This is a genomic window from Pseudomonas sp. FW507-12TSA (genome assembly GCF_058781435.1).
Genome location: NZ_JBYSWT010000003.1, coordinates 252,784 through 277,132, shown reverse-complemented (window position 1 = coordinate 277,132; position 24,349 = coordinate 252,784). Strand labels below are relative to the sequence as shown.

27 protein-coding genes are annotated in these 24,349 nt (G+C 63.3%); 15 read left to right on the top strand and 12 right to left on the bottom strand.

Annotation, left to right across the window (positions count from 1 at the left end):
• Window positions 1-164 precede the first annotated feature (164 nt).
• Window positions 165-905 carry an HAD family hydrolase gene (locus AC3WK8_RS04940; RefSeq protein ID WP_103324576.1) on the top strand — a complete coding sequence of 247 codons (741 nt, stop codon included), beginning with the start codon at window positions 165-167 and terminating at the stop codon, window positions 903-905.
• Window positions 906-1,036: 131 nt separating this feature from the next.
• On the opposite strand, the gene AC3WK8_RS04935 is transcribed toward AC3WK8_RS04940, so the two are convergent.
• Window positions 1,037-1,522 carry a winged helix-turn-helix transcriptional regulator gene (locus AC3WK8_RS04935; protein ID WP_085599668.1) on the bottom strand — a complete coding sequence of 162 codons (486 nt, stop codon included), beginning with the start codon at window positions 1,520-1,522 and terminating at the stop codon, window positions 1,037-1,039.
• A 118-nt stretch (window positions 1,523-1,640) separates the two neighbouring features.
• Here AC3WK8_RS04935 and fabF point away from each other — a divergent pair, with 118 nt between their 5' ends.
• Window positions 1,641-2,909, top strand: coding sequence for a beta-ketoacyl-ACP synthase II (gene fabF, locus AC3WK8_RS04930; RefSeq protein ID WP_103324575.1), 1,269 nt, complete (start codon window positions 1,641-1,643; stop codon window positions 2,907-2,909).
• 51 nt (window positions 2,910-2,960) lie between these two features.
• On the opposite strand, the gene AC3WK8_RS04925 is transcribed toward fabF, so the two are convergent.
• Entirely contained in the window at window positions 2,961-3,482 is a 522-nt protein-coding gene (locus tag AC3WK8_RS04925; RefSeq protein ID WP_103324574.1) for a hypothetical protein, read from the bottom strand.
• A 177-nt stretch (window positions 3,483-3,659) separates the two neighbouring features.
• On the opposite strand from AC3WK8_RS04925, the gene AC3WK8_RS04920 reads away from it, so the two are divergent.
• The gene (locus tag AC3WK8_RS04920; protein WP_022639151.1) at window positions 3,660-3,905 is read left to right on the top strand and encodes a hypothetical protein; all 246 of its coding nucleotides are present in this window, start codon (window positions 3,660-3,662) and stop codon (window positions 3,903-3,905) included.
• 26 nt (window positions 3,906-3,931) lie between these two features.
• Here AC3WK8_RS04920 and AC3WK8_RS04915 read toward each other — a convergent pair whose 3' ends face one another.
• A complete protein-coding gene (locus AC3WK8_RS04915; protein ID WP_085599664.1) occupies window positions 3,932-4,396 on the bottom strand; it encodes a MerR family transcriptional regulator in 465 nt (154 codons plus the stop codon).
• Window positions 4,397-4,507: 111 nt separating this feature from the next.
• Here AC3WK8_RS04915 and AC3WK8_RS04910 point away from each other — a divergent pair, with 111 nt between their 5' ends.
• Both AC3WK8_RS04910 and catB read left to right on the top strand, forming a co-directional pair.
• Window positions 4,508-5,764 (top strand): NADH:flavin oxidoreductase/NADH oxidase family protein, encoded by a 1,257-nt coding sequence (locus tag AC3WK8_RS04910; protein WP_085599662.1) that lies wholly within the window; start codon window positions 4,508-4,510, stop codon window positions 5,762-5,764.
• Window positions 5,765-6,006: 242 nt separating this feature from the next.
• Window positions 6,007-6,642 carry a type B chloramphenicol O-acetyltransferase gene (catB, locus tag AC3WK8_RS04905; protein WP_085599660.1) on the top strand — a complete coding sequence of 212 codons (636 nt, stop codon included), beginning with the start codon at window positions 6,007-6,009 and terminating at the stop codon, window positions 6,640-6,642.
• A 79-nt stretch (window positions 6,643-6,721) separates the two neighbouring features.
• On the opposite strand, the gene AC3WK8_RS04900 is transcribed toward catB, so the two are convergent.
• The 3 genes from AC3WK8_RS04900 to AC3WK8_RS04890 all read right to left on the bottom strand — a co-directional run bounded on the left by AC3WK8_RS04900 (window position 6,722) and on the right by AC3WK8_RS04890 (window position 9,898).
• Window positions 6,722-7,159, bottom strand: a complete 438-nt coding sequence (locus AC3WK8_RS04900; RefSeq protein ID WP_085599658.1) for a DUF1289 domain-containing protein — start codon at window positions 7,157-7,159, stop codon at window positions 6,722-6,724.
• Between the two features lie 52 nt (window positions 7,160-7,211).
• Entirely contained in the window at window positions 7,212-8,462 is a 1,251-nt protein-coding gene (locus AC3WK8_RS04895; RefSeq protein ID WP_103324573.1) for a ribonucleotide-diphosphate reductase subunit beta, read from the bottom strand.
• 410 nt (window positions 8,463-8,872) lie between these two features.
• Window positions 8,873-9,898 carry a sensor histidine kinase gene (locus AC3WK8_RS04890; RefSeq protein WP_103324572.1) on the bottom strand — a complete coding sequence of 342 codons (1,026 nt, stop codon included), beginning with the start codon at window positions 9,896-9,898 and terminating at the stop codon, window positions 8,873-8,875.
• 235 nt (window positions 9,899-10,133) lie between these two features.
• Between AC3WK8_RS04890 and AC3WK8_RS04885 the strand changes: the two genes are divergently transcribed.
• The 3 genes from AC3WK8_RS04885 (at window position 10,134) to AC3WK8_RS04875 (ending at window position 13,670) form a co-directional block, all read left to right on the top strand.
• Window positions 10,134-11,150, top strand: a complete 1,017-nt coding sequence (locus AC3WK8_RS04885; protein ID WP_085599652.1) for an AraC family transcriptional regulator — start codon at window positions 10,134-10,136, stop codon at window positions 11,148-11,150.
• Between the two features lie 191 nt (window positions 11,151-11,341).
• Window positions 11,342-12,709, top strand: coding sequence for an APC family permease (locus tag AC3WK8_RS04880; protein ID WP_103324571.1), 1,368 nt, complete (start codon window positions 11,342-11,344; stop codon window positions 12,707-12,709).
• Window positions 12,710-12,755: 46 nt separating this feature from the next.
• On the top strand, window positions 12,756-13,670 hold the full coding sequence (locus AC3WK8_RS04875; RefSeq protein ID WP_103324570.1) for a proline iminopeptidase-family hydrolase: 915 nt from the start codon (window positions 12,756-12,758) through the stop codon (window positions 13,668-13,670).
• Here AC3WK8_RS04875 and AC3WK8_RS04870 read toward each other — a convergent pair.
• A complete protein-coding gene (locus AC3WK8_RS04870) occupies window positions 13,640-14,098 on the bottom strand; it encodes an anti-virulence regulator CigR family protein (RefSeq protein ID WP_085599646.1) in 459 nt (152 codons plus the stop codon). The two genes, AC3WK8_RS04875 and AC3WK8_RS04870, sit on opposite strands and share 31 nt — an antisense overlap.
• Before the next feature lie 171 nt (window positions 14,099-14,269).
• Between AC3WK8_RS04870 and AC3WK8_RS04865 the strand changes: the two genes are divergently transcribed.
• Window positions 14,270-14,650 (top strand): hypothetical protein, encoded by a 381-nt coding sequence (locus AC3WK8_RS04865; protein ID WP_103324569.1) that lies wholly within the window; start codon window positions 14,270-14,272, stop codon window positions 14,648-14,650.
• A gap of 42 nt (window positions 14,651-14,692) precedes the next feature.
• Here the strand turns inward: AC3WK8_RS04865 and AC3WK8_RS04860 are convergent, their stop codons facing one another.
• The 3 genes from AC3WK8_RS04860 to AC3WK8_RS04850 all read right to left on the bottom strand — a co-directional run bounded on the left by AC3WK8_RS04860 (window position 14,693) and on the right by AC3WK8_RS04850 (window position 16,822).
• Window positions 14,693-15,859, bottom strand: a complete 1,167-nt coding sequence (locus tag AC3WK8_RS04860; RefSeq protein WP_256592260.1) for an FAD-dependent oxidoreductase — start codon at window positions 15,857-15,859, stop codon at window positions 14,693-14,695.
• A 93-nt stretch (window positions 15,860-15,952) separates the two neighbouring features.
• A complete protein-coding gene (locus AC3WK8_RS04855) occupies window positions 15,953-16,300 on the bottom strand; it encodes a ribonuclease E inhibitor RraB (RefSeq protein ID WP_085599642.1) in 348 nt (115 codons plus the stop codon).
• 87 nt (window positions 16,301-16,387) lie between these two features.
• Entirely contained in the window at window positions 16,388-16,822 is a 435-nt protein-coding gene (locus tag AC3WK8_RS04850; protein ID WP_085599640.1) for a YfbO family protein, read from the bottom strand.
• 280 nt (window positions 16,823-17,102) lie between these two features.
• On the opposite strand from AC3WK8_RS04850, the gene AC3WK8_RS04845 reads away from it, so the two are divergent.
• Complete coding sequence (locus AC3WK8_RS04845) at window positions 17,103-18,140, top strand: PAS domain-containing protein (RefSeq protein ID WP_085599638.1); 1,038 nt, start codon at window positions 17,103-17,105, stop codon at window positions 18,138-18,140.
• 82 nt (window positions 18,141-18,222) lie between these two features.
• Here the strand turns inward: AC3WK8_RS04845 and AC3WK8_RS04840 are convergent, their stop codons facing one another.
• The gene (locus AC3WK8_RS04840; RefSeq protein ID WP_103324568.1) at window positions 18,223-19,719 is read right to left on the bottom strand and encodes a UbiD family decarboxylase; all 1,497 of its coding nucleotides are present in this window, start codon (window positions 19,717-19,719) and stop codon (window positions 18,223-18,225) included.
• 3 nt (window positions 19,720-19,722) lie between these two features.
• The gene (locus tag AC3WK8_RS04835) at window positions 19,723-20,016 is read right to left on the bottom strand and encodes a hypothetical protein (protein ID WP_256592259.1); all 294 of its coding nucleotides are present in this window, start codon (window positions 20,014-20,016) and stop codon (window positions 19,723-19,725) included.
• A 236-nt stretch (window positions 20,017-20,252) separates the two neighbouring features.
• Here AC3WK8_RS04835 and AC3WK8_RS04830 point away from each other — a divergent pair, with 236 nt between their 5' ends.
• The 5 genes from AC3WK8_RS04830 to AC3WK8_RS04810 all read left to right on the top strand — a co-directional run bounded on the left by AC3WK8_RS04830 (window position 20,253) and on the right by AC3WK8_RS04810 (window position 24,183).
• Entirely contained in the window at window positions 20,253-20,555 is a 303-nt protein-coding gene (locus tag AC3WK8_RS04830) for a DUF4156 domain-containing protein (protein WP_178088004.1), read from the top strand.
• A 76-nt stretch (window positions 20,556-20,631) separates the two neighbouring features.
• On the top strand, window positions 20,632-20,841 hold the full coding sequence (locus AC3WK8_RS04825) for a hypothetical protein (protein WP_085599634.1): 210 nt from the start codon (window positions 20,632-20,634) through the stop codon (window positions 20,839-20,841).
• A gap of 146 nt (window positions 20,842-20,987) precedes the next feature.
• Window positions 20,988-21,593 (top strand): hypothetical protein, encoded by a 606-nt coding sequence (locus AC3WK8_RS04820; RefSeq protein WP_085599632.1) that lies wholly within the window; start codon window positions 20,988-20,990, stop codon window positions 21,591-21,593.
• Window positions 21,594-22,494: 901 nt separating this feature from the next.
• On the top strand, window positions 22,495-23,382 hold the full coding sequence (locus AC3WK8_RS04815) for a manganese catalase family protein (protein ID WP_103324566.1): 888 nt from the start codon (window positions 22,495-22,497) through the stop codon (window positions 23,380-23,382).
• A 384-nt stretch (window positions 23,383-23,766) separates the two neighbouring features.
• Window positions 23,767-24,183 (top strand): low affinity iron permease family protein, encoded by a 417-nt coding sequence (locus AC3WK8_RS04810; protein ID WP_103324565.1) that lies wholly within the window; start codon window positions 23,767-23,769, stop codon window positions 24,181-24,183.
• The last annotated feature ends 166 nt before the right edge of the window (window positions 24,184-24,349 follow it).

Below are 24,349 nucleotides of genomic sequence, written 5' to 3'. Positions count from 1 at the left end.
CCACCCACGCTCCCGCCAGAAGTCGTCCGGCCCCCGAACCGCTCCCGAGCCGATAACGCCCTGCCGGGCAGGCGAAAGTGAACCCGACGATGCAGAACGCGTAGACTGCGCGAATGACCACCGCACCGGTCCCCCGCCAACGTCCGCACCGATCGAGAGCCAGCATGTCGTCCCCAGCCGATCCCGTCCCAACGCTCGCCGCCAGCCCCGCTGATCATTCCCCGGAGCCCGAGCAGCCCGGGCCACCGCTAACCCCGGAAACCCTGGTGCTCGACCCTCGGGCCAGCCAGGTACTCTCGGTCTTCGATTTCGATGGCACCCTGACCCGCCATGACAGCTTCGTGCCCTTCTTGCGCTTCGCCTTCGGCCCCCGCAGATTCCATCAGCGGGTGCTCAAGCTGGCCCTGCCAAGCCTCGGCTTCCTGGCGCGCAGGGTCGATCGTGACCAGCTCAAGGCCCGCCTGATCAGTTGCTTTCTCAAGGGAGTCGAGGCCGCGTGGGTCCAACAGCAGGCCGAGGCGTTCTGCCAGCGCTCCTGGTCCCGGCTGATGCGTCCGGCGGGGCTGCAGGCGGTAGCCGAAGAGATCGATTCCGGAGCCCGGGTGACCCTGTGCTCGGCCTCCCCGGCCCTGGTCCTGCAACCCTTCGCCAGGCGCCTGGGCATCGCCCTGATCGGCACCGAACTGGAGGTCGTCGATGGCGTGCTCACCGGCCATATCGTCGGTAACAACTGCCGTTGCGAAAACAAGGTGCTGCGCCTGGAGAACGTCTATGGCCCGCTGGACCAATACCGGCTACGCGCCTGGGGCGACACTCGGGGCGATCATGAGCTACTGGCCGCCGCCCAGGACGCCCACTGGCGTCACTTCCATCCCGCCTGGCGCCGCGGCCAAGCGCCACGCTGAACCTTGCGCCAAGGGCCAGGCGCCAGGCACCGGCGACTGGCCGCCACTCGAGCGGAACAAACCGGGTGAAATCCCGCTATTGCCACGGCAAGCCAGTCGCGGCGGCTAGGTGACCGACAAGCCGAGCGCTGTCAATCGGCCCGGACGCAGAAGCGCTCGCGCATGCTGGCGCTGGCGGCCGGCCCGACCTGCACCGTGCAGTCCTGCAGGGGCACCAGCTGGTGCCCCTGCACATCCATCATCGCGGGTTGTACCGGCCGGCCGGTTGCCCGCTCGACGATCTGCACACTTTCGCCCTCGGGGGCGAAGTGGCGATTGCCCCAGGCGACGAACGCCATCAGCACCACACGAAAGTCCTCGCCCTTGGCCGTCGGCACGTACTGATAGCGCAGCGGGCGCTGGCTATAGGCCTGGCGTTCCAGCAAGCCCGCCTCCACCAGGGAGTTGAGGCGCCGGGTCAGCATGTTCGGGGCGATATCCAGGCTGCGGGAGAACTCATCGAAACGCCGCAGGCCGTGCAAGGCGTCGCGCATGATCAGGATGCTCCACCATTCCCCGACCCGTTCCAGGCCACGGGCGATAGGACATTCGGCGTCCTCCAGGCTTTTTCGTTGCATCACTTGCTCCTGCGCTATGGCTCGAAATATTGTCGAGTCGGATGTTACTTTCATGATGATAGTATCGTCCACGCTTCGTTACCCCCCAACCCAAACACACTGAAGGAGCTGGACCTGCATGAGCAAACGCATCGTAGTCACAGGTATGGGCGCAATCACTCCGCTGGGCTGCGGGGTCGAGCAGGTATGGCAACGCCTGCTGGCGGGACAATCGGGCATCCGCCAATTGCCCGAGGCGTTCATCGGCGGACTGTTCACCACCGTGGGCGGCCAGGTTCCCGACCTGGCACAGGATCCGCAGGCTGGTTTCGATCCGGATTCACTGCTACCGCCCAAGGAACAGCGCAAGATGGATCGCTTCATCCTGTTCGCCCTGGCGGCGGCGGAAGAAGCCCTGGCCCAGGCCAACTGGCGGCCGGGCAACGCTGCGGCCCAGGAGCGCACGGCCACCATCATCGCCTCGGGGGTCGGCGGCTTCCCGGCCATCGCCGATGCCGTGCGCACCACTGACAACAAGGGCCCGCGGCGCCTGTCGCCCTTCACCATTCCTTCGTTCCTGTGCAACCTGGCGGCCGGCCACGTCTCGATCCGCCATGGCCTCAAGGGCCCCCTGGGCACACCGGTCACCGCTTGCGCCGCCGGGGTCCAGGCCATCGGCGATGCGGCACGGATGATCCGCGCGGGCGAGATCGACATCGCCGTCTGCGGCGGCGCGGAAGCCACGATCCACCAGGTCAGCCTGGGCGGCTTCGCTGCGGCCCGGGCACTGTCCAGCGACTACAACGACACTCCGGAACGCGCCTCGCGCCCCTTCGACCAGGGCCGTGACGGTTTCGTCATGGGCGAAGGCGCCGGCTTGCTGGTCATCGAGGATCTGGAGCACGCCCTGGCCCGAGGCGCCCGGCCCATCGCCGAGCTGGTGGGGTATGGCACCAGCGCCGACGCCTACCACATGACCGCCGGCCCGGAAGATGGCGACGGCGCCCGGCGCGCCATGGAGCAAGCCCTGCGCCAGGCGGGCGTGTCGCCGAAGGAGGTCCAGCACCTCAACGCCCACGCCACCTCCACACCGGTGGGCGACAAGGGTGAGCTGGCAGCCATCAGGCAGTTGTTCGGCACCAGCAACGGCCCGGCCATCAGTGCGACCAAGTCCGCCACCGGCCATCTGCTGGGCGCGGCCGGCGGGATCGAGGCGATCTTCACCATCCTCGCCCTGCGCGACCAGGTCGCCCCGGCGACGCTCAACCTGGAGAATCCCGACAGCGCCGCTGAGGGCATGGACCTGGTGCACGGCCAGGCGCGCAAGATGCCCATGCAGTACGCGTTGTCCAATGGCTTCGGCTTTGGCGGGGTGAATGCCAGCGTGCTGTTCAAGCGCTGGGAGTGATCCCCGGCTCGATACCGCGCCAGCGCTACTTGCCCACCTTGCGACGTCGGATCAGCACCCGGCCAGCAAGTCGGGCCGGTAGTCGCAGTGGATCTGCAGGCTTTCCGTGTGATTGCGGTGGATCTGGAACCCATGGCGCACCAGCGCGCTCTTGACCTCGTCCACCAACGTGCCATGGCGGGCCTTGCGCAATTCCTGGCGAGCTGGCGAGGTGAACACCCCCAAGGGCAGGAAACGCAGGCGCTTGCCACCGAGAACGATCGATACATCGACATGGGTGCCGTCCACATCGTGCCCATTGCTACCGAAGATGTCCTGCACCTCGTCCCGGCGCCCCGGGTAGCAGCACACGAACAAGCGGATGCCCAACCAGCGCGAGAGCCTACGGAACCCTCCCAGCCGGCTGCCTTTGTGCTCATACCCTCGGGTCACCAGCAAGCGCACGGTATCGGGCAGGCTCGACTGGACCTTGCGCAACTGCTGGAAGACCTGTCCTTCCAGCTGCACTGTCGACGAGGGCCAGCGCGGCCCGATCTGCAACCCCTGGTGGTTGCCCCTGGTAAGAATCAGCATGGAAATAAACCCTGGTGGCTTGCGCAGGGCAATACTACCCATGCTGGCGCCAAGCGCAGCGAAAATCCTCCCGTTCTTCAGGTTCTTGTCAGCCCCCGGTGACAGGCGATGGGCCGCTTCGGTATGCTATTGATGGCTCATAGCCATTACCATAAGAACAGTGACCACGGGTGCTGAATGTACGATTTAACGAATCTGGTCATTGTCGATAAGAGCTATGGCTTGACCGTCCTGCAGGTCACTGCGGACCTGGTTGCCGGCGCGCTGGAAGAACTACTGGCCAACTGTGCGGGCAACGCCAATATCACTCAGAAGCTGGACTACTCGATCCTCAGTCTCTACCAGGACAAGCTCGAGGTGGCCATGCGCAACATGAGCCTCCCGGCCCTGCCCATGGGCTCACCGGCCGAGAGCCTTCGCTGATCCAGGCTTGAGCCGCCAATGGCGGCTCAACGTCCTTGCTTCTGACGCCGCCGGCCACTGGCCGCAGCCGGCGCCTGCCCTTCGTTTTCCCGCCACTGGGCCAGCAGGCGCTGGGCATTCTCCTCGCAGCCCAGGCCTTCGGGCTTGCCTTCGATACCGGCGATCAGGGTCAGCAGATGCTGGCGATTCTGCGTCAGGCGCTGCTGCAGGGCTTCGATCTCCGCCACCTTGCTGCGCAGGCTGGCCAACAGTCGGTCATGCTGGAAGCGCCCATCGCTCCGGGTGGACTCCAGGGTCAGGGTGCGCATTTCCTCCAGGCTGAAGCCCGCCTGCTGACCGCAGGTAATGATCTCCAGGCGCTGCACCACATCTTCCGGGTAGTCGCGGTAACCATTGCCCAGGCGCTGGGCCTCGATCAGGCCGCTGGCCTCGTAGAATCGCAAGCGCGATGCACTCAATCCCGTACGTCGGGCTAGTTCACCAATTTTCATCGAGTTGCAAACCTCCTATTGACCTTAAGGATAACTTTAACCTTAGCCTTCTTTGCAACACAGCCCCCTCCTGCATACAAACCGACGCACGGGCTGTACCTGGAGAACCCCATGACTGCTTTCCAATCCCTGCGTTTACCCAACGGAACCCTGCTGCCCAACCGCATCGCCAAGGCGGCGATGGAGGAAAACCTGGCCAATCTCGACCAGACCCCTTCCGAGCAGTTGCTACGTCTGTACAAGGCCTGGGCCGAAGGCGGCGCCGGCCTGTTGCTGACCGGCAACGTGATGGTCGATCCCCGGGCCATGACCGGGCCCGGCGGCGTGATGCTCGACGACAGCCAGCAACTGCAGCGCTTTCGCGAGTGGGCGCGAATCGGCCAGGCCCACGGCGCGCAATTCTGGATGCAGATCAACCATCCCGGTCGCCAGATGCAGGCCAGCCTCGGTCAGGCCACGGTGGCACCCTCGGCAGTCGCCCTGGACATGGGCGGCCTGTCGAAGATGTTTCCCGTACCCAAGGCCCTGGATGAAGCCCAGATCGCGACCCTGATCCAGCGTTTCGCCCGCACCGCGGCCCTGGCCGAGGACGCCGGTTTCAGTGGCGTGCAGATCCACGCCGCCCACGGCTATCTGCTGAGCCAGTTCCTTTCTCCCCTGAGCAACCAGCGCCAGGACCGCTGGGGCGGCAGCCTGGAAAATCGTGCGCGGCTGCTGCTGGAGGTGGTGAAGGCCGTACGGGCCAGCGTCTCGCCGCGCTTTTGCGTGGCGGTCAAGCTCAACTCCGCGGATTTCCAGCGCGGCGGCTTCGAACCTGCCGACGCGCGCCAGGTCGTACTCTGGCTCAACGAACTGCCGGTGGACCTGGTGGAGTTGTCCGGCGGCAGCTACGAGGCGCCAGCCATGCAAGGCGATGCCCGCGACGGCCGGACCCTGGCCCGGGAAGCCTACTTCCTCGAGTTCGCCCAACAGATCGCCGCCGTGGCCCGGATGCCGGTGATGGTCACCGGTGGCATCCGCCGCCTGCCCGTGGTGGAGCAAGTGCTGGACAGCGGAGTGGCCATGGCCGGCATCGCCACCGCCCTGGCCGTGGACCCGGCCCTGCCCCGGCGCTGGAAGAACGGCGACAGCAAGGCCAGCGCCGAACTGCCGCCGATCCGCTGGAAGCGCAAGGCCCTGGCCGCACTCGCCTACATGGCGCTGGTGAAACTGCAGATGCGCCAGTTGGCCGATGGCCATTCCACCAGGCCCGGCGCCTCGCCACTACGGGCATTGCTGGCGGAACAGTGGAGTACCCTGCGCCGCACCCGCCAGTACCGGCGCATGATGCAAGGTCGCAACGACCCGGCAGCCGCCGCAACGGCCTGAACCCCTTGCCGCCACCCGGAGCCATTTCCGGGTGGCCCCGCTCCCGGCCGACATCTACCGAGCTACCTGGGGCCGGCCACAAGTCAAAACCTTGTACCACCAGGCTCTGCGGCGCAGCACTGACGGATCTGGCATGATGCCCCCGCGACCCCGCAAGACCTGCATCCCGAGAGGCCCTGCGCCTTCTCGCCGAAGTACCGTGCGCTTGCAAGACAGCGGCGGTCAGCCACATGGAGAGCGTTTTGAGCAATTACTTCGAGAGCCCCTTCAAGGGCATCACCCTTGACCGCCAGGTCACCAACCCCAACATCAAGGTAGGCCGCTACAGCTATTACTCCGGTTACTACCACGGGCACAGTTTCGACGAATGCGCACGCTACCTGCCCCCCGACGAGGGCGTCGACCAGCTGATCGTCGGCAGCTTCTGCTCGATCGGCTCGGGCGCTGCATTCATCATGGCCGGCAACCAGGGCCACCGGAACGAATGGATCAGCACCTTCCCCTTCTATTGGATGTCGGAAGAGCCGGCCTTCGCCGGAGCGCAGAACGGCTATGAGGGAGCCGGCGATACGGTCATCGGCAACGATGTCTGGATAGGTTCCGAGGCAGTCATCATGCCGGGTATCAAGGTCGGCGACGGCGCGGTGATCGGCACTCGCGCCCTGGTGACCCGGGATGTGGAACCCTACGCCATCATCGGCGGCAACCCGGCCAAGACCATCCGCAAGCGCTTCGACGAACGAACCGTGCAGATGCTCCTGGAAATGAAATGGTGGGACTGGCCCATCGACCAGTTGCAAGCCGTGATGCCGCTGATGACCAGCGGCAATGTCGAGGCCCTGTACCAACATTGGCAGGCCGCCAGCCAGCCTGCCTAGTTAGCCCATCGAGCTCCGGCCCGCAGGCTAGCGACCTGCCGGCCCACGGGCACCCTGCCCGCAAGCGGTGCCGGGCGAATCAGCCATCGGCCTGGTAGCTGGCCAGGGATAAGGCAAAGAACTCGCTGTCGATCACATCCCGCAACTCCACCAGCGACAAGCCCTGGTAGCCCGGCAGGACGCGGATGCCGAACGCCTCGATATTGCTGATCACCGCCGCACCGCGCCGGATGATCTGGTAGGCACAATAGGGGATCGAATCCTCCGCGGAGCAGTTCATCTTCCTGGAACGCACTTCGAAGGCCAGCCGCTCGGGATCGAAGATCTCGCACTTGTCGTGCATCACCTGGTTCAAGAGCTTGTCGAAGCGCCGCAGGATCGCCTGCTTCTGTGGCTCGTCGTAGGTGTTCCACTGGATCACTTCATATTCGAAGCGCTTGCATCCGCGGCAGACCACATCGCCATAGACGGTCGAGCAGAGCCCTATGCAGGGGGTCTTGATCTTTTCGAACAACATGAACAACTCCCGAAGGCCGGCCCCATGGCCCGGCCGTTGTCTGCAAGCCCGGTCAATCCCAAGACAAGGCTCCGCCGGTCTGGTACTCGATCACGCGGGTCTCGAAGAAGTTCTTCTCTTTCTTCAGGTCCATGATCTCGCTCATCCACGGGAACGGATTGACGGTGCCCGGGTATTCCTCCTTCAGGCCGATCTGCGACAGGCGTCGGTTGGCGATGAACTTCAGGTAGTCCTCCATCATCACCGCATTCATCCCCAGCACCCCGCGCGGCATGGTGTCGCGAGCGTATTCGATCTCCAGCTGAGTGCCCTGGATGATCATCTGGGTGGCCTCTTCCATCAGGGCGTGGTCCCACAGGTGAGGATTCTCGATCTTGATCTGGTTGATCACGTCGATACCGAAGTTCAGGTGCATGGATTCGTCGCGCAGGATGTACTGGAACTGCTCCGCCACCCCATTCATCTTGTTGCGCCGGCCCATGGACAGGATCTGGGTGAAACCGCAGTAGAAGAAGATGCCTTCCAACACACAGTAATAGGCGATCAGGTTGCGCAGCAGCTCCTTGTCGGCGAATAGGGTGCCGGTCTTGAAATTCGGGTCGGATATGGCGCGGGTATACCTGAGCCCCCAGGCGGCCTTCTTGGCCATGGTGGGCACCTCGCGGTACATGTTGAAGATCTCGCCTTCATCCATGCCCAGCGACTCGATGCAGTACTGGTAGGCGTGGGTATGGATCGCTTCCTCGAAGGCCTGGCGCAGGATGTACTGGCGGCACTCGGGATTGGTGATCAAGCGGTACACGGCCAGGGCCAGGTTGTTGGCGACCAGGGAGTCGGCGGTGGCGAAGAACCCCAGGCTGCGCATGACGATGCGGCGCTCGTCTTCGCTCAGGCCTTCGGCGCTCTTCCACAGGATGATGTCGGCGGTCATGTTGACCTCTTGCGGCATCCAGTGGTTGGCGCAGCCGTCCAGGTACTTCTGCCAGGCCCAGTCGTACTTCAACGGCACCAGCTGATTCAGGTCGGCGCGGCAATTGATCATGCGCTTTTCATCGACGGCCACGCGCCCGGCAGCGCCTTCCAGTTCCTCCAGGCCTTGGGTGACGTCCAGCGCATTGAGCGCTTTCTTCGCCCGGACCACCGCGGCCGAGTCACGGGAGTCAATCATCCTGGCGTTTCCGGCAGCGGCATTTCCCGCCGCATCGAGGGCCCCGGCGACGGTTGCCCGTGGTTCCGATCTATCCGCTGCATCAGCTCCTGGGGCCTTGTGGCCGTGTATATCGAGCTCATCCCAATTCAACATTTCATTCATCCTTACCTTGGCCGAACCGGCGGGCGACGAACCCGTTCGGGCGGCCAATATTCTTCTTGGTGAAAGCCGTTGGCTTCAGAACGCCTCGCCCCAGACAAAACACTACATATAGAATTAAAACAAAAACAAAACACCATATGTAGTGCCAAAGGCGAAAGCGAGGCACAAGGTATAGAACGAAGGCCAGGACGTCAACACAACATATTGTGCTTTTCAAAAGATAGAAACACAAAATATAGCACCCAGCATCATCCCCATCACCACTCAGCCAGGGTCGGAAAATAACGTTCGCAACCAGATAAATGCAGGCAGCCGGCAGCGGCCATGCCAGCTCGACATAGCCCTGCTGCAGCGCAAGGATCGGGACAAAGCAGGAGCAAGGCCCGTGGTGGGCCTCGAGCCTATTCGCGGCGCAGCGCAAGCCTCAACGCTACCTGCAAGCCCTGGGAATGCCATGTGCGATCAACGGCGCCTCCGGCAGAGCCGGCCAGTTGATCGATCATCTCGCTGCCATAGCCGTAGCGCGCAGGTGGTGCGGCAATGGGTGGCCCACCGCTTTCCTGCCAGTCGATAGCCAGCTTCGCATCGGTCGTGCTCCAACTGATCCGCACCTGGCCTTCAGGAAGGCTGAGCGCCCCGTGCTTCACGGAATTGGTGACCAGTTCATGGAGGAACAACGCCAGCAAGTTGGCCAAGTGGCCCGGAACCGGGTGCCTGGGCCCACTGACGTGGCACTGGGACTCAAAGGGAAAGAGCACCGACCCCATGAAGGAATGAAGCTCTACCTGGCCGCCGTCGTCCACGGCCAATACCCTGTCGTAGACCCTGGACAAGGCCTTGAACTTGCCGGCGGCGATCGCCGCCAGCTGGCCGGTGTTGCCACCGGCGCGAGCTTCGCGATCGGCCATCATCATCACCGCGGACGCCACGGTGAACAGGTTCTTGATCCGGTGCACCATCTCCCCCGACAGCAACTGCTCCCTGGCCAGCAATTGGCCCAGTTGGCGTTGCATCAGCACCTGCTCGGTGACATCCCGGGAGACACAGACGACGGACTGGACCTGACCTGCGGAATCGACTACCGGGGTCAACAGGTTGTCCCAGTGCACGGTGTGCCCTGCCGCATCGCTGTAGCCGGCGAACCGGGCGCTGGTGCCGGTGGCGGCCAGGGCCAGGGCGTCACTGGCGGCAGCGTGGATGCCAACAGGCAGCAAGGGAATCCAGGCCATGCCCCTGACCCGCGCTTGCGGGATGCCCAACGCCATGCAGCCGGCCTCGCTCATGGCCAGGAGCACGCCGTCCGGGGTCAGGACCTTGATACAGTCGGGAGTTGCGTCCAGCATCGCGCGTTGTGCATCGAAGACAGGCGGCAGGCCACCTGGTGCAGGCCCGGCGGAATCGCCGGCGTCCTTATCGTCCTTTTCCATGATTTCAACTACCCAAAGGCCGAGACAGCGAGCCCAAAGATAGAGCAATCAAATCTTAACGACAATCGTTCAGCCATGGTCGACTCAGCCTTGCAGCGATCTGCGAGGGGCGCAGGTAGGTCCCGACGGCAACGCCCTGCCCTCGTCCCGCTTCCACTGCTCCATCCTGGTGATTCCCCGGCCCGGCGCGCATGATTGGGCGCCACATCCGCGGCATCGCCAGAGGAGTGTTTCAATGTATGAAATTCGCCCCGTATCGCTGCATGGCGTGCTGGCGACCCTGGCAGTGACCCGGGCTCGGAGCGTACCGGACGCGGTGATCCTGCAGGGTGCCGGCAAGCTGCCGCAGGCCCTCACCGACCCCGACACGGCGATCACCATGGAGCAGGAACTGGTGGTGTTCGACAACGCTCGTCGAGCATTGCCCGAACCGCACCTGGGGCTGTTGATCGGCAGCTCCATGCCGATTTCCACCCTGGGCCTGCTGGGCTACACCCTGCTGGTGGCGCCGACCCTCGGCGATGCGCTGGATACCGGCCTGCGCTTCCCCATCCAGCTGGCCAGCCAGTTCGCCCCGGCCATGGTCCACCAGGGCGGCGAGCTGCATTTCGTCGCCAACGACTGCCATGGCTTCTTCGAAGGCCACGGGTTTTTCAGCGATGTGTTCCTCAGCGCCAGCCTGCGGGTCATCCGCGATTGCCTGCAATCGAACAGCGAGCCATTGTGCGTGCACTTCAAGCGCCAGGCGCCCCAGGACCAGGAGCCTTATCGCCAGCTGTTCGGGGGCGACATCCGTTTCGCCAGCCATGGCGATTCGCTCAAGTTGCCCAAGGCCCTGCTGACCCGCCCGCTACCGCTGGCGGACCCGATCAGCTACCAGGCCATGCTCAGGCTGACCCAGGCCCGGGAACAGGAACTGCAGGCCATCGGCGGTGGCGGTTTTGCCAGTGAAGTGGCCGCCCTGCTCAAGTCCGATATCCAGCGCTACAGCGACCTGCTGGCCGTGGCCCAGGCCCTGAATGTCTCCGAGCGCACCCTGCGACGTCGCCTGGCCGAGCGCGAGGTGAGCTTCAAGCGCCTGCAGAACATGGCGCGCCACCAGCTAGCCAACCGACTGCTGAGCACCACCCAACTGCCCCTGGACGCCATCAGCCAGCAACTGGGTTTCGCCGCGCCCTCCTCCTTCGTCCACGCCTACTACAAGTGGGCCGGGGTCTCGCCCGGACGCTTTCGCCGCTCGCTGCGCGGCTGAGCGTTAGTCGCCCCGGGACTGGCGACCGCCAGCTGGATTGGCCGGAAAAGACAAAAAACTGGCCGGCTTCAGCACCTGGCGCCCGCGCCCGGGCCAGATACTGGAACCCGCTTCATTGCCTGTCCAATTCTAATAATACGGTCGTCTCCGCTAGCCAAGGCTGCGTGGGACGGCTGACAGGAGCACGTCGAATGCGCGCCACCACCAGCACCGCACAACCCAGCACAGATTCCACCGCCACAGGATCACGCCTGGTCCGCCGCCTTTCTCTTTCCGATGTACTGGTCTATGGCCTGCTGTACTTCTGCCCCCTGGCTCCCACGGCGGTATTCGGCATCGTCTACGGCATGTCCGGCGGCATGGCGGCCCTGGTCTATGCCGTCGCCGCCCTGGCCATGACCTTCAGCGCCATCAGCTACAGCGAAATGGCCAAGTCGGTGAATGTCAGCGGTTCGGTGTATCGCTACGTCAGCCTCAGCACCAACGCCTTCACCGGTTTCGTCACCGGCTGGCTGATCCTGCTGGACTACTTCCTGCTGCCGGCCCTGCTGTCGATCCTCACCGCCATCGGCATGGTCCTGCAGTTCCCGGAAAGCTCGCGGGGCTTCTGGATCCTGGCGTTCATCTGGTTGCCGGCATTGCTGAACATCATCGGCCTGAAGCTGACCATCCGGGTCAACAAGCTGTTCCTGCTGGTGCAGCTGGTGACCCTGGGCGTGTTCTTCGTCTATTCCCTGTGGGGCGTGCTCCAGCACAGCCACGCCATCGGCCTGCTCGCGCCGATCTGGGACGGGCAACGCTTCGAACTGCTGGCGATACTTTCCGCCATCCCGGTCGCGGCATTGAGCTTCGTCGGCTTCGACGCGATCTCGGCCCTCAACGAAGAGGCCAGCGGCGGTGGCCGGACCATCTCCCGGGCTACGCTGATGCTGCTGTTGCTGGTGTCCCTGCTGTTCTTCGCCCAGGTGTACCTGGTCAACCTGTTCGTTCCCGCTGGCACCCAATACGACACGGAGCAGGCCGAAACCGCCTTCTATACCCTGAGCCGCGATATCGTCGGCGCCTGGTTCCAGCCGATCATGATCGTGGTGGCCGGCACCGTCTCCGGGGTCGCCAACGCCATCGTCTCGCAGATGACCACCTCGCGGCTGATCTTCAGCATGGCCCGCGATGGGCGCTTCCCGGCCTGGCTGGCGCGCCTGGACCGGCGGGGCAACCCGGTGAGGGCCTTGCTGTTCGTCGCCATCGTCTCCAGCGTGGTCGGCCTGGTGGCGGCCAACCAGGTGGAACTGCTGGTGACCCTGGTCACCTTCGGCGCGCTGTTCGCCTACATCACCTTGCATCTCAGCCTGTTCCAGCGCTTTCGCAAACACCCCGAGCGGCACTGGTTCAAGCACGTGGTATCGCCCCTGGCCGGCATCCTGATCCTGGTCGCCGCCCTGGCCAGCATGAACGACAACGCCCGCTGGCTGGGAAGCGCCTGGCTGTGCATCGGCCTCGTGCTGGCGCTCATCCTGCATCGCCAAGGCCGCCTGGGCAGCCTCCCGCTCAACCAATAACACCAGGCGCCAGCGCCTCCCCTACACCAGACCAAGGCAGCAAGGCATGTATTTCGATCAGCAACAACACATCTGCGCACCAGGCGGGCAGATCTGGACCGCCATCAAGCACGGCACGGACCAACACCCGCCCCTGGTGCTGGTGCATGGCGGGCCTGGCTCCAACCACCTTTATCTGTCGAACTTCAGCGAGCACCTCAAGGGCCGCACGCTGATCTACTACGACCAACTCGACAGCGGTTACTCGGCCCGCCCCCATGACCCGGCCCACTGGACCCTGGAGCGAGCCTGCGCCGAACTGGCGGCCGTCATCGAGTTCCATGCCCTGGAGCGCTTCCATTTGCTGGGCAGTTCCTGGGGCGGCTCCATCGCCACGGCCTACGCCAGCACCCGGGACCAGCGCCTGGCCAGCCTGGTACTGGCCGGGCCGTTGATCAATGGTGCCGACTGGAACGCCGACAACCGCCAGCATCTGCAGCGGCTGCCCAGCCCCTGGCGCGAGGTGCTGCTGGCGGGCGACAGCCGGCATCCGCAATTCGCAGCGGCGCTGCAGGTGTTCAACCGCAGGCACATGCTCAGGCTCGACGAGGAACCAGCGTTCATCACCGAGTCGGACCGCCTGCACAACCCCCAGCTATTTCGGCATATGTGGGGAGTCGCGGATTTCTTCGGCGACGGGGCCCTGGCGCAGCTGGACCTGGTCCCCCTGCTGCCGCGAATCCTCTGTCCCGCCTATTTCGTGGTGGGCGAACACGATGAGTGCACTCCGGACTCCATGCGTCGCTACGTGCGCCACCTCAAGCAAGGCAGCGGCCATGTAGTGCCCGATGCGTCCCACCTGGCCCATATCGAACAGCCAGGGCTGTTCTTCGGCTGGCTCGAAGAAGTCCTCGCACGCCATGATGCCTCGGCCCGAACGACCTGGCCCGATCAGTCGAGGACGCCGCTGAGCACTTCGTAGATGAGCCCGGTGGCGACGGTCACCAGGATCAGGTCGGTGCCGGCCTGCCGCCACTCATAGCCGTCGTAGCGCGGCAGCTGGCCGAGCAGGCGGCCGTCGAGCTTCCTGGCGATGCCGGGAGGCAACGGCTTGCCCCGGGCCAGGTTCTTCTGGATACCGGGCGGCAACGCCGGACCGGGCCGCCAGTAATCACGATGGCCGCTCAAGATCCCCAGGACATCGCCACGATCGATGGACGGGCCGCCTTGCCAATTGCCCTGTTTGCCCCCTGCCCCTGAATTGCCGTGCCCCCGGCCATGCTCGGCCGAGCCCTGGTCATGGCCTTTGCCCTTGCCATGACCATTACCGGGATCGGCGCAAGCGCCGATGGGGCCGGCGACCAGAGCGGCGCAGGCCAGGGCGACAACCAGGCCTCGTGGAGTGTTCATGCTGGATCTCCTGTCAGGGAAGGGACGTCATGAACTATAGCCACTCCCCGCTGGCGGCAAGCTGCCAGTTCACCTGGGCGCTCGCCCTCTCCTACAATGGCCGCCTCATGGACCGAATCCAGGCGCCGGGCGACGTATCGTCCAAGGCTCCTGGCACTCAAGAGACAGACGATGAAGACCACCACTGCCCTGCTGCTTCTCCTGCCTGCGCTACTGGTCGGGTGCGGTCCCGACCAGCTCGTCTCCGACCTGCCATCCCCCGGCGGCACGTATCACGTCGAAATCCGCCAGTGCCCCGAAAGAGGCAGCATCACCTGGGGCCAGAGCCTGCAGGTCTCGGTGCTGGAAGCCGGGAAGTCGGAAAAGTGCAATACCTTCATCAGCGCCCTGGCCCAGTTCGGTGGGCAGGAGTCGGCAGACCAACTGCAACTGCAATGGCTCTCCGATACTGAACTGCGGGCCTGGCTGCCCAGCTTCGATCCCGAGTACGGCCCCCGGGCGTGGAATCACCAGCAGTCGCCGCTCAAGCTGGTCTTCAAGCCCGAGCCCTGAGCCGGTTCGCGGGTCCGTCCCGGTGGGCTCGAATGGCAGGAGCTAACCTGCGGCTGCCTCGAAACGGCGGAACAGCTGCACCAGGCTGCCGGGCGCGTCGGCGTCGAAGAACAGCTTCAAGTTCGCCTCGGTCCTGACGGCGGCCTCGTTGCTGCGAACAAAGAGTTCGGCCTCATAACTGGCCAGCGCCGCCTCCACATCACCAGCGGACTCCAGCAATGCCCTGGCCAGCTCGGCACCGTCGTACAGGGCCAGGTTAGCCCCCTCGCCGGCGAACGGCGACATCAGGTGCGCGGCATCGCCCATCAGCGTCACCCCGGGTGTCCGTTGCCAGCGGTGGTCGACGGGCAAGGCGTGGATCAGGCGGATGACCGGCACCGTCTGGCAAGCGCTGATCAATGCCCTGAGCGCAGGCGCCCACCCGGCGTATTCCCTGGCGATCCGCGGCAGCGCCGTGGTGGGCGCGGCCAGCTCCCCGGGACTGAACCAGTCCGCCGACACTTGCAGGGCCACATAGGCCTGCAGGGTGCCTTCGGCATGTCGGTGGGCGAAGATGCCCTTGCCCGGCATCACCGCCATCAGGGTCCCCTGGCCGATGATCCCGGCGGTCGCCGGGTGCTGCTCGTCCCCCTTGAAAAGGACTGTCTCGACGAAGGAAATGCCGGTGTACCGAGGCTTGGTCGCGCACACCAGCGGCCGGACCCTGGACCAGGCACCGTCGGCGCCCACCAGCAGGTCGGCCGTAACCGAGGCGCCATTGGCGAATTGCAACCGGTGGCGCCCGTCACCGATCGCCGTCGCTTGGACCAGCTTGTGCTGCCAGCGCACGCACCCTTCGGGCAACGAGTCCAGCAGGAGTTGGCGCAACTCGCCGCGATCGACCTCCGGCCGAGTACCCTGTCCAGCACCAGGGCGCTCCAGCAGCACATTGCCCCTGCTATCGCAGATGCGCTTGGCATCCTCGCCAGGCCGGACCAGGCGCAAAAAGGCGTCGTAGAGGCCCGCGGCCCTGAGCGCCAGCTGGCCGTTGTATTCATGGATATCCAGCAGCCCACCCTGGGTACGGGCGCTGGCCGAAGGTTCCGCTTCATAGACCGTCGTCGCCACACCATGGATGTGCAGCACCCGGGCCAGGAGCAATCCTGCCAGCCCTGCGCCGACGATGGCGATCGACGCCGAAGCCAGGCTTGTTGCATCGCGTCCGGCCACCAGGGGCTCCTTCTAAATGGATCATCGATTAACCCGGCCAGTGCCGCCCGGGCGCCACTCTCGCCATGCCCGGTGCGGCGCCCGGCGCCTCGCTCAGTGCACCTGTTCGGCCTCATCGGCCTGGCGCCGCTCCACATCCCAGCCATCGAAGAACGCGCCATAGGCCTCGGCCAGTTCATTGAACGCGCTGCAACGGCGCGCGAGCTTGTCCGCGGCCAGGACCTCGGTCTTGCTGACGAACAGCGTCCAGTCGCCTTCATCGTCCTGGTGCACGTTCTGGACGACATAGTCGTGGTCGACAAGCTCGGAATAGATCCCCATCAGGTCTTCCTCGGCCTTGGCGATAAAGAAGAACCCCCACTGCAATGGGCTCGAGGTATCCCAGCCATCCTGCTGCATCTGCGAATACGTGGCATCGATCGAGGCTTTACTAGTTTCCATTACTGACTCTGTACCTGGGTTGAACGACTGCCAACCTGTAGTGGTTGGCTATATGCAAGACGGGTTGCTTCACTGTGAGTTGTGAAATCAATCCCAATAGACGGTGTAGACGTGGTAGCCGGCCCGGGGCTCTGGCGCACCAGCGTGCTTGCCATAGGGCCAGCCCTCGCCGATGCCATCGGCTTCCAGGCCTTCGAGCCACTGCTCAGCCACCGCCAGTGGCGCACTGGAATAGATATGGATGTTCTCCGCCGCCGGCCAGTCATCGGACTCCAGCGCCTCGCCCCACTCCTGATGCAGGCCCACATACACGCCCTGGACGTCGGGACGCTGCTCCAGCGCCTTGAAATGCGCGTGGATCCGAGCGATGGAAGGCCGTCCGAACTCCCATTGATTAGGGGCGATGGACTGCTCCTGGTCGTTACCCTGGAAATACTCGTCCAGGGTGACCAACGGAAGATGCTCCTCATCCAGCTCGTCCAGCACCTGGAGTCGCTCCAGCAGTTTTTCTCGATGATTCATGATTTACCTGTAGGTCGAAATCCTGTTCGCAAGCACCACGCGATGCATTGCGCAGGGTGCCGTCATCTGTGTGACGCCAGCTCTGGCGCAAGGCTTTGGGCGGGCCGAGCCAGACGCTACCCCTCCTTGATCGGCCCCGGCAACAAATTCTGAACGCGCCGCAGGCAAGCCCGCGGCCAGGAGTGAAAGCGCATTACCGCCGCTTGGCAACTTTCATTAGGGTTGTACGGCCATTTCTTTTAGTCTTTGCCCTGTTTTCGGCCTTTGGGTAGTTGGAAGTATGCGAAAGGACGATAACCCGACAGGTGCTTCCGGCTTGCTCGCGGCCGCTGGCCAGCCACCGGCCTTCGACATGCAAAGCGCGATGCTCGATGCGACCTGCGACTGCATCAAGGTCCTGACTCCGGAAGGTGTCCTGCTGGCCATGAGCGCCGCCGGATGCCTGGCACTGGGCATTGCACAACCCCAGGTCGAGGGGACAGCCTGGATCTCCCTGCTGCCGCCAGCGGTGCACGTCAGCGCTCGCCAAGCACTGGCGCAGGCGGCCAAAGGCCAGACGTCGCGCTTTGCCGGCCATAGCCAGGCAGCCGGACAACTGACGCATTGGGACAACCTGCTGACTCCGGTCGTTGACCGGGATGGCCGGGTCCGCTCCATCGTCTGCGTTTCCCGCGACGTGACCGAGCAGGTTTCATTGCGGCGGGAACTGGACCAGGCGCTGGAGCGAGAGAGATTGCTGTCCGCGGAGATGGTGCACCGGATCAAGAACCTGTTCACCGTAGCGGCGGCGGTCATGCTGATGGCCGACAGGGAGGCTCGGGCCTCGGGCTCCGCCGAACAGTTGGCCAGGATCGCCGCCAGCAAGTTGCAGGCACTTTCCAGGGCTTATTCCACGGTGCTGGAGGCGGACGACGTAGCCAATGTGGAAATGGAAGGCTTCATGAAGTCGGTGTTGCAGCCCTTCGGTGGCCAGTGCCAGTTCAGCGGTGCCAGGCACTGCGTGCCCGGACCATTGGCCAACCTGCTTGCCCTGTTTCTTCACGAGCTGGCGACCAACTCGGTGAAACATGGGGCTCTCAGCGTTCCTGAAGGGTCCATCAAGATCAGCTGGTGCCTGGGCGATGGCGCGCTGGGTATCGCCTGGCAAGAGCAAGGCGGCCCGCCGATTTGCGCCCCCCCGGCACGGCACGGCTACGGCACCAAGCTCATCGATCAACTGGCCGCCTCCGCTGGCGGGATAATCGACCGCGACTGGCATCGCCATGGCCTTCAGATCGGACTGCGGGTGCCGCTGCACCACGGACAGGTGGATCGGTGAGCAAGAAAATGCAAGGCCCATGATCGACCCGCCAGGTTGGACCCACTCGCCGTGGTCGGTGGAGCCTGGCGCGGGCGCTTTCTCAGCGCACGCCGTAGCCATACTCGGCCCAGCGTTGCTTGACCTGATCCTGCAGCGCCGGCGGGAACGAATGCTTGAACGAGGCGGTGCCGGCCCGCATCTGCCCGCGGAACTGCTCGGGAAACAGGCAATTGATCACCGCCTTGCCACCGCTGCCCCGGGCCCTGTCGGCCTCATTCAGGTAAGGCACCATGGGAAACTCGCGCTGCTGCGGATAGCTGAAATGGTCATGGGCCGGATGCGAGCGCGTGGCCAGCGCCCACACCACCTGATCGATATCGGTGATATCGATATCGTTGCCCACCAGGATCAGCTTGGGGATCAGGTAGCCGGGGTGGGTGTCGAACACCGTCCGGGCGATCAGGTCGGCGAAGGCCCTGGCCGTGGTGCCCAGGGCCGCCAGGGCGACGGTGTCCACCGAGATCACCGCCCAGCAGCTCGCCGCCTCGTACGAGCACCACACCATGTCCACGGGAAGCCCGGCCTGTTGCAGTAGCTCCAGCAACTGCGCCGAGATCATGGTGCCCCAGATGGTGTGGTTTTCCTCTGGCGGCAACCCGGCCACGCAGATCGGCAGGATCGGTCGGTCGCGGAAGGTCACGGCGTGGACATGGAACACCGGCTGTTGGTGTCCCACATGATGCTGGTAGCCGTGGTACTCGCCCATGGGGCCCTCCAGCGCCGTCTCGCTGAGGCTGATCTGGCCCTCGAGGATGATTTCCGCCTGGGCCGGCACCCACAGGCCATTGGTCTGGGTCTGGACCAGGTCGAGACCCTGGCCCATCAGCGCCCCCACATACCCGGACTCGCTCACCCCGGCCGGCAGCGGCATGCCGGCCACCGCCACGGCCGCCGGTGGTGCACCCAGGGCCATGGCCCACGGAGTGGCCTTGCCCTGCTGCGTCCACATCTGGCGGACCATGCCGATGTGCTGCGTGGGGATCGCCGGACCGGTGAGCCGGTTCTTGTCGAGCAGCATCAGGCGCCCGATGCCCCAGCTGTCCCAGGAGCGGTCCGGCGACTGGACCACATGGAAACCATAGGTGCCCAAGTAGCGCCCACCATCCTGCTCATGGAGCAAGGGCACGGCGAAGCGGGTCAGGTCCACCTCGTCACCGCGCCAGATGTTCTGCTGCACCGGCCCCGTGGGCACATGGCGAGGGGCCACGGGCCGGGCTTTCATCGCCGCGCGGATGGCGGCGACGATGTCTTGTGCGGTGCTGGCCTGCGCCAGCCCCAGGTGCAGGGCCAGGCGCCCGTACTCGGCGCCCGGCTTGCCGCTCATGCCGGCCGGGGCGCCCAGCACCCGCGCGCCCAGGGCATTGCCGGCAATGTTATGGAACAGCGGCGCGGGCAAGCGCTCTTCGTATACCCGCCGGGTGATCGCGGCCATTTCCATGTCGCTGTCGACTTCGACAGTGACATCGACCAGATCCCCTCTGCTCCTGAGTTCCTCGATGAATTGCCGAAAGTCCACGGCGCAATCATGCAGGCTCATGTTTCAACTCCCTGTGGTGGATGGGGCGAACTGGCGCTCGTAGGCCAGGACATGCTCGGGGAAGAGCTCGTCATAGGTGGGCGACTCGATGCCCAGCACATGCACTTCCATGGCGTCGATCCCGGCATCGGCCGAGTAATCGAGAATGCACAGGCCGGCCGCGCGAATCTGCTGGGGGCCAGCGCCTTGCACCGTCAGTTTGAACGCCCCCTGGTCATTCCCGGCGCAAGCCCGGACCTGTTCCTGGATCGCGGCATAACCAGGCCCCGGGACGAGGAGCCCGAAAGCCACGCCCATGGGCGGGTCACCCTGCTCGAGGTCGGACCAGCCAATGAGCTGCCCATGACTGAAGATCTGGAAGCGCCCCATGCCGATACCCTTGAAAGAACCAATGATTGGCTGGCAAGGGTAACCGATCGCGATTCAGCATCGCGCGGCGCGGCACTGTCCTGACCCTTTGCACCTGACGGCCGATGTAGGCATCGGCGGCGTTTAATGAGATAAAGCCACAGCCCAGCCCATAGGAACTATCGATGATGCGCCACCTCAGTACCGCCCTCCCGGTCCTCGTCATGGCGACCCTGCTCTGTGCATGCACTACGCAATTGACCGATGGCGGGCGCCAGGTGAACCTGGTCACCGCGGCCTCGGCCCAGGCCTGCAAGGTAATCAAAGGCTTCACCGTCAAGGGCTCGTCCAATGGCGATGCATTGAACATGGCCTTCAACCGGACGGCCGAGTTGGGCGGCGACAGCGTGAGCGTCATCGATGTCGGCGACGATTCCAGGCTCCAGGCAGCGGCCCTGCAATGCCGCCGTGATGCGCCGCGCGACTGAACATCGCCTGTACCTTCACCGGCCCTTTTGCACCCGTTCCTCTGGTCGTGATCACGACCCCCAGAGATTTCAGCCAATGTCCAGGAAAGCACCCGCAGGGGCCCACACCGCCACCGCCGCCGATATCGAACGTTCGATCCAGGCCCTCAACAAGATGGCCGAACGCCTTTGGGGAGAAGGCCGGGAAGCCGAGGCCCAGGCGCTGATCAATGCCCTGGACGCCCTGAACCGGGCACTGGATCGCATCCGCATCGGTGAAAGCCGCAGGGCCGTCACCGTTCACTGACCAGGCCTGTTCCCCCCGCCAGATCCATGAAAGCAGAGCGCCATTAGCACATCAGCGCTAGTCGACCCCTTTGCCCTGGTCCGCCTATAGTCCCGCCCCGCCGCCCCGATGCGGGCGTGACCAGAACCACCAAGGAAGGACCACCCATGGCGAACTCTTTGCCGTGCGCCGGGCGTTCGCTGCTGGCGCTCAGCCTGCTGTGCGCCAGCGCCATGGCCGGTACCGCGGGCGATTACTGGATAGTCCACGGCAAGCAGGAACGCTATCGCCACGAGGTGTTCATTGCCGATGCCGCAGGTATCCTACACAGCCCTGGAGGGGTGCAGTCGGCCATGATCATGCAGATCTACGAAGACCCGGCCATGCCGGTACTGACGGCCTACGAGATCCAGTACAAGTGCCAGGAACACAAGCTGCGCCTGGACAGCGCCAGGAACATGCGGCGCCTGGACTACGCCTTCAGGGACGCAGCCACCACGCGCGGCTGGATCGATCCGCAACAGTCCGCCTATTGGCTCCAACGCAGCTACGCGTTCGTTTGCGCCCCGGGCAACCGCGACCACAACCGGATGCTGCCACTCGGCAAGATGTCGAATGCGCAGATGGTCCAGGCCGTCCAGGCGATGTTCCTGGAACCGCAAGACAATTCCTCCGACAGCACAATGAACCCTGACCTGGATACGATGCTCGGCATTGCCCCAAGCGAGGCACCAAGGATGGGGCGGCCACCGCATCGAGCCAGGGCACGATGACCTGCCAGGCACCATCTGATGCGTTCGATCGGCATCTGCCAGCAATCGCACCCATAGTCCTTCACGCTCGAGGAACCTGCGGATTTCTCGCAGGTAGGCGCCTGGATACGCGACAGGATCACCTCCTGCGCGCCCTTGATGCCCTCGGGCAAGATACCTGCAGCCTCTGCGCCGGTCAGCCTGTCCTCCCCAGCGTGAGAATCAGCGCCGGCACGTCGATCTGCTTAAGCAGGCCCCTCTAGTCCGCATGTTCGATCGAACGAATGGGTTTGATACAGGCCAAGTGTGAAGTTTCCCTGACGAACAAGGCTCGACTCTTTGCGGTTGACGAGGGAATTTAGCCCTTGCTGTCAAATGACGACAACAGCTGCGCCGCATGGATTCGCCGGGGCATCTGTCGGTGGGAAAGGCCGGGGAAAAACGCTGCGAGGCTGGCCAATGTCTTGCGTCACGACGAGATGATCGGGCTCTTGGCGAACCCGCCGGGAAGCACCAGGCCCTTCAACACCTGCTCCACTGCGCCTCGACTATCGTCGTACGGCGAGACCAGGAGGTGATGCAAGCTGACCAAGGCCGGATGGTCTTGGCGCGCGATGCCGACAAAACGCTCGTGGAGGAGCCGCTAGCAAGCGATGGCCCACTGGCTGCTCGAGCATCTTCCCCAAATCACCGGGGCCGTCCTGATGCGCTCGGACGATCCGGCATGCGTAGCCAAGAAATAACCCAGGCGGCGCAACTGGATTCTCTGGGTCGCGACCAAGAAATTTCTGAACCTTTTCACCACGACCGTCGGTCCCGGTAGTTGATTAAAAAATAAAACTCCAGCTGCACGCGTTCCTCACAACTAATGCATGGAAAAACATGCAAGGGATAGACCCCCGTTCAGCCTGAGGGAAACGATATGTTCTTACACAATAAACGACTTCAGTACACCGTACGCGTAGCGCAACCCAACCCCGGCCTGGCCAACTTGCTACTTGAGCAATTCGGTGGCGCCAATGGTGAACTGGCCGCAGCAGCACGCTATTTCACCCAGGCGCTAGCAGAGGAAGATCCAGGGCGCAAAGATCTCTTGATGGATATTGCCACGGAAGAACTTAGCCACTTGGAAATCGTCGGGTCGGTGATCGTCATGCTCAATAGAGGAGCCAAGGGCCAACTGGCCGAAGCGGTACAGGAAGAGGGCGAGCTTTATCGGGCAATTAATGGCGCAGGTAATGACTCCCATATCACTAGCCTGTTGTATGGAGCAGGTGCTCCATTAGTCAACTCGGCTGGAGTGCCTTGGACTGCGGCCTATATTGATACGATCACCGAGCCTACTTGCGATCTACGCTCGAACATCGCAGCCGAAGCACGCGCGAAGATTATCTATGAACGCCTCATGAATGTAACTGATGACTCGGGAGTCAAGGAGGCGTTGGGGTTCTTGATGACTAGAGAGATTGCTCATCAAAAATCATTTGAAAAAGCCTTGCACTCCATCCAGCCAAACTTCCCCCAAGGCAAGCTACCCGGCATGCCGGAGTTTTCACGGGTCTACTTCAATATGTCCAATGGCGAGGCTGCCTTACGTGGCTCATGGAACAGCGATGAAGAATTCGAATATGTAGAAAAGCCTCAGCCAGCCGTGGGCGGCGGCGACGGAAGCGCCAGCGTCACACTTTCCGAAGCGGATCAGGCGGTGCTCGAGGCAATGAAGATTCGTACTCAGTCGGACCCTGAACTCCAGCCAATGACAGGTGCGGAACTAGGCGCTGGACAAGCCCTGAATGAAAAAGATATCTGATCGATAGCGAGAGCGGTTTATCCGCTCTCCTCACCCGGTAATACGAAATGTTCAATTCAAAGAACACTGTAGCGTCTTTAGCCTCATGGAGAGTTGCCCATAAGCTTCGGTTATTGATGGGTGCTTCGATCTTCATGACAGGCACCCTCAATCTTCTGCTGGAATTACTAGGCCGGCTGTCCGCATAAAAAATCACTTTTCCTTCTGAAAATAGCGCTCATACGCCTGGACATCGAGGTAAGGCGTCTGTGCATCTGGCAATACCTCCAGACATCACCTCCATCCGGTATAGCTAGCGCGCCAGTCCCTTAAGCGGAAGAAATAAATAGAATTATGATCCGGTAAATATGTCTATTTATTACACCCCCCGAAGGAAAAGTATCCATGAAATTTTCGAAATTTTGCGAGCGTCTCAGTAAGTGGGCCGGTAGCCCAAAGACCTTCTTTTTCGCCTTGGGTCTGATTCTCGTGTGGGCCAGTACCGGACCGTTCTTCCATTACAACGACACCTGGCAGTTGATCATCAATACTTCCACCACGATCATTACTTTTCTGATGGTGTTCCTGATCCAGAACACGCAAAACCGTGATAACGACATCCTTCACTTGAAAGTCGATGAGTTGGTACGGGCTTCCAAGGAGGCGACGAATGCAGCGCTGAATCTGGACAAGATGGACACCAAGGAGCTTCGTAAACTACGCAAGGAGTACAGCCTCATGGGACAGGACGAAACCCGCGATGGTGAGCCAGACCTACTTGGCAGCGACGATCCTGGCCCCCCCTCCAGACTGAGAGAGTGAACCTTCGTCAACGGCGCTCCAGTCGCGATGCCGCTGACTCCATCATTCCTTGTGCATGAAGTTGCGGCGTGCGGTAAAGCGCGGTTGGAAAAATCCATTATTTGCAATCCTGATGTCCGGGGAATCATGCAACCTGCATGACGACCCCAACTATCAGAGCGAAAAA

Excerpts from the sequence above, each read along its gene's own strand:
- AC3WK8_RS04820 (WP_085599632.1), top strand. The coding sequence starts at position 20,988 with ATGGCGAACTCTTTGCCGTGCGCCGGGCGTTCGCTGCTGGCGCTCAGC.
- AC3WK8_RS04830 (WP_178088004.1), top strand. The coding sequence starts at position 20,253 with ATGATGCGCCACCTCAGTACCGCCCTCCCGGTCCTCGTCATGGCGACC.
- AC3WK8_RS04885 (WP_085599652.1), top strand. The coding sequence starts at position 10,134 with ATGTATGAAATTCGCCCCGTATCGCTGCATGGCGTGCTGGCGACCCTG.
- AC3WK8_RS04875 (WP_103324570.1), top strand. The coding sequence starts at position 12,756 with ATGTATTTCGATCAGCAACAACACATCTGCGCACCAGGCGGGCAGATC.
- fabF (WP_103324575.1), top strand. The coding sequence starts at position 1,641 with ATGAGCAAACGCATCGTAGTCACAGGTATGGGCGCAATCACTCCGCTG.
- AC3WK8_RS04865 (WP_103324569.1), top strand. The coding sequence starts at position 14,270 with ATGAAGACCACCACTGCCCTGCTGCTTCTCCTGCCTGCGCTACTGGTC.
- AC3WK8_RS04840 (WP_103324568.1), bottom strand. The coding sequence starts at position 19,719 with ATGAGCCTGCATGATTGCGCCGTGGACTTTCGGCAATTCATCGAGGAA.
- AC3WK8_RS04810 (WP_103324565.1), top strand. The coding sequence starts at position 23,767 with ATGAAATTTTCGAAATTTTGCGAGCGTCTCAGTAAGTGGGCCGGTAGC.
- AC3WK8_RS04910 (WP_085599662.1), top strand. The coding sequence starts at position 4,508 with ATGACTGCTTTCCAATCCCTGCGTTTACCCAACGGAACCCTGCTGCCC.
- AC3WK8_RS04870 (WP_085599646.1), bottom strand. The coding sequence starts at position 14,098 with ATGAACACTCCACGAGGCCTGGTTGTCGCCCTGGCCTGCGCCGCTCTG.
- AC3WK8_RS04850 (WP_085599640.1), bottom strand. The coding sequence starts at position 16,822 with ATGAATCATCGAGAAAAACTGCTGGAGCGACTCCAGGTGCTGGACGAG.
- AC3WK8_RS04835 (WP_256592259.1), bottom strand. The coding sequence starts at position 20,016 with ATGGGCGTGGCTTTCGGGCTCCTCGTCCCGGGGCCTGGTTATGCCGCG.
- AC3WK8_RS04900 (WP_085599658.1), bottom strand. The coding sequence starts at position 7,159 with ATGTTGTTCGAAAAGATCAAGACCCCCTGCATAGGGCTCTGCTCGACC.
- AC3WK8_RS04845 (WP_085599638.1), top strand. The coding sequence starts at position 17,103 with ATGCGAAAGGACGATAACCCGACAGGTGCTTCCGGCTTGCTCGCGGCC.
- AC3WK8_RS04935 (WP_085599668.1), bottom strand. The coding sequence starts at position 1,522 with ATGCAACGAAAAAGCCTGGAGGACGCCGAATGTCCTATCGCCCGTGGC.
- AC3WK8_RS04890 (WP_103324572.1), bottom strand. The coding sequence starts at position 9,898 with ATGGAAAAGGACGATAAGGACGCCGGCGATTCCGCCGGGCCTGCACCA.
- AC3WK8_RS04825 (WP_085599634.1), top strand. The coding sequence starts at position 20,632 with ATGTCCAGGAAAGCACCCGCAGGGGCCCACACCGCCACCGCCGCCGAT.
- AC3WK8_RS04855 (WP_085599642.1), bottom strand. The coding sequence starts at position 16,300 with ATGGAAACTAGTAAAGCCTCGATCGATGCCACGTATTCGCAGATGCAG.
- AC3WK8_RS04920 (WP_022639151.1), top strand. The coding sequence starts at position 3,660 with ATGTACGATTTAACGAATCTGGTCATTGTCGATAAGAGCTATGGCTTG.
- AC3WK8_RS04895 (WP_103324573.1), bottom strand. The coding sequence starts at position 8,462 with ATGTTGAATTGGGATGAGCTCGATATACACGGCCACAAGGCCCCAGGA.
- AC3WK8_RS04940 (WP_103324576.1), top strand. The coding sequence starts at position 165 with ATGTCGTCCCCAGCCGATCCCGTCCCAACGCTCGCCGCCAGCCCCGCT.
- AC3WK8_RS04815 (WP_103324566.1), top strand. The coding sequence starts at position 22,495 with ATGTTCTTACACAATAAACGACTTCAGTACACCGTACGCGTAGCGCAA.
- AC3WK8_RS04925 (WP_103324574.1), bottom strand. The coding sequence starts at position 3,482 with ATGCTGATTCTTACCAGGGGCAACCACCAGGGGTTGCAGATCGGGCCG.
- AC3WK8_RS04880 (WP_103324571.1), top strand. The coding sequence starts at position 11,342 with ATGCGCGCCACCACCAGCACCGCACAACCCAGCACAGATTCCACCGCC.
- AC3WK8_RS04915 (WP_085599664.1), bottom strand. The coding sequence starts at position 4,396 with ATGAAAATTGGTGAACTAGCCCGACGTACGGGATTGAGTGCATCGCGC.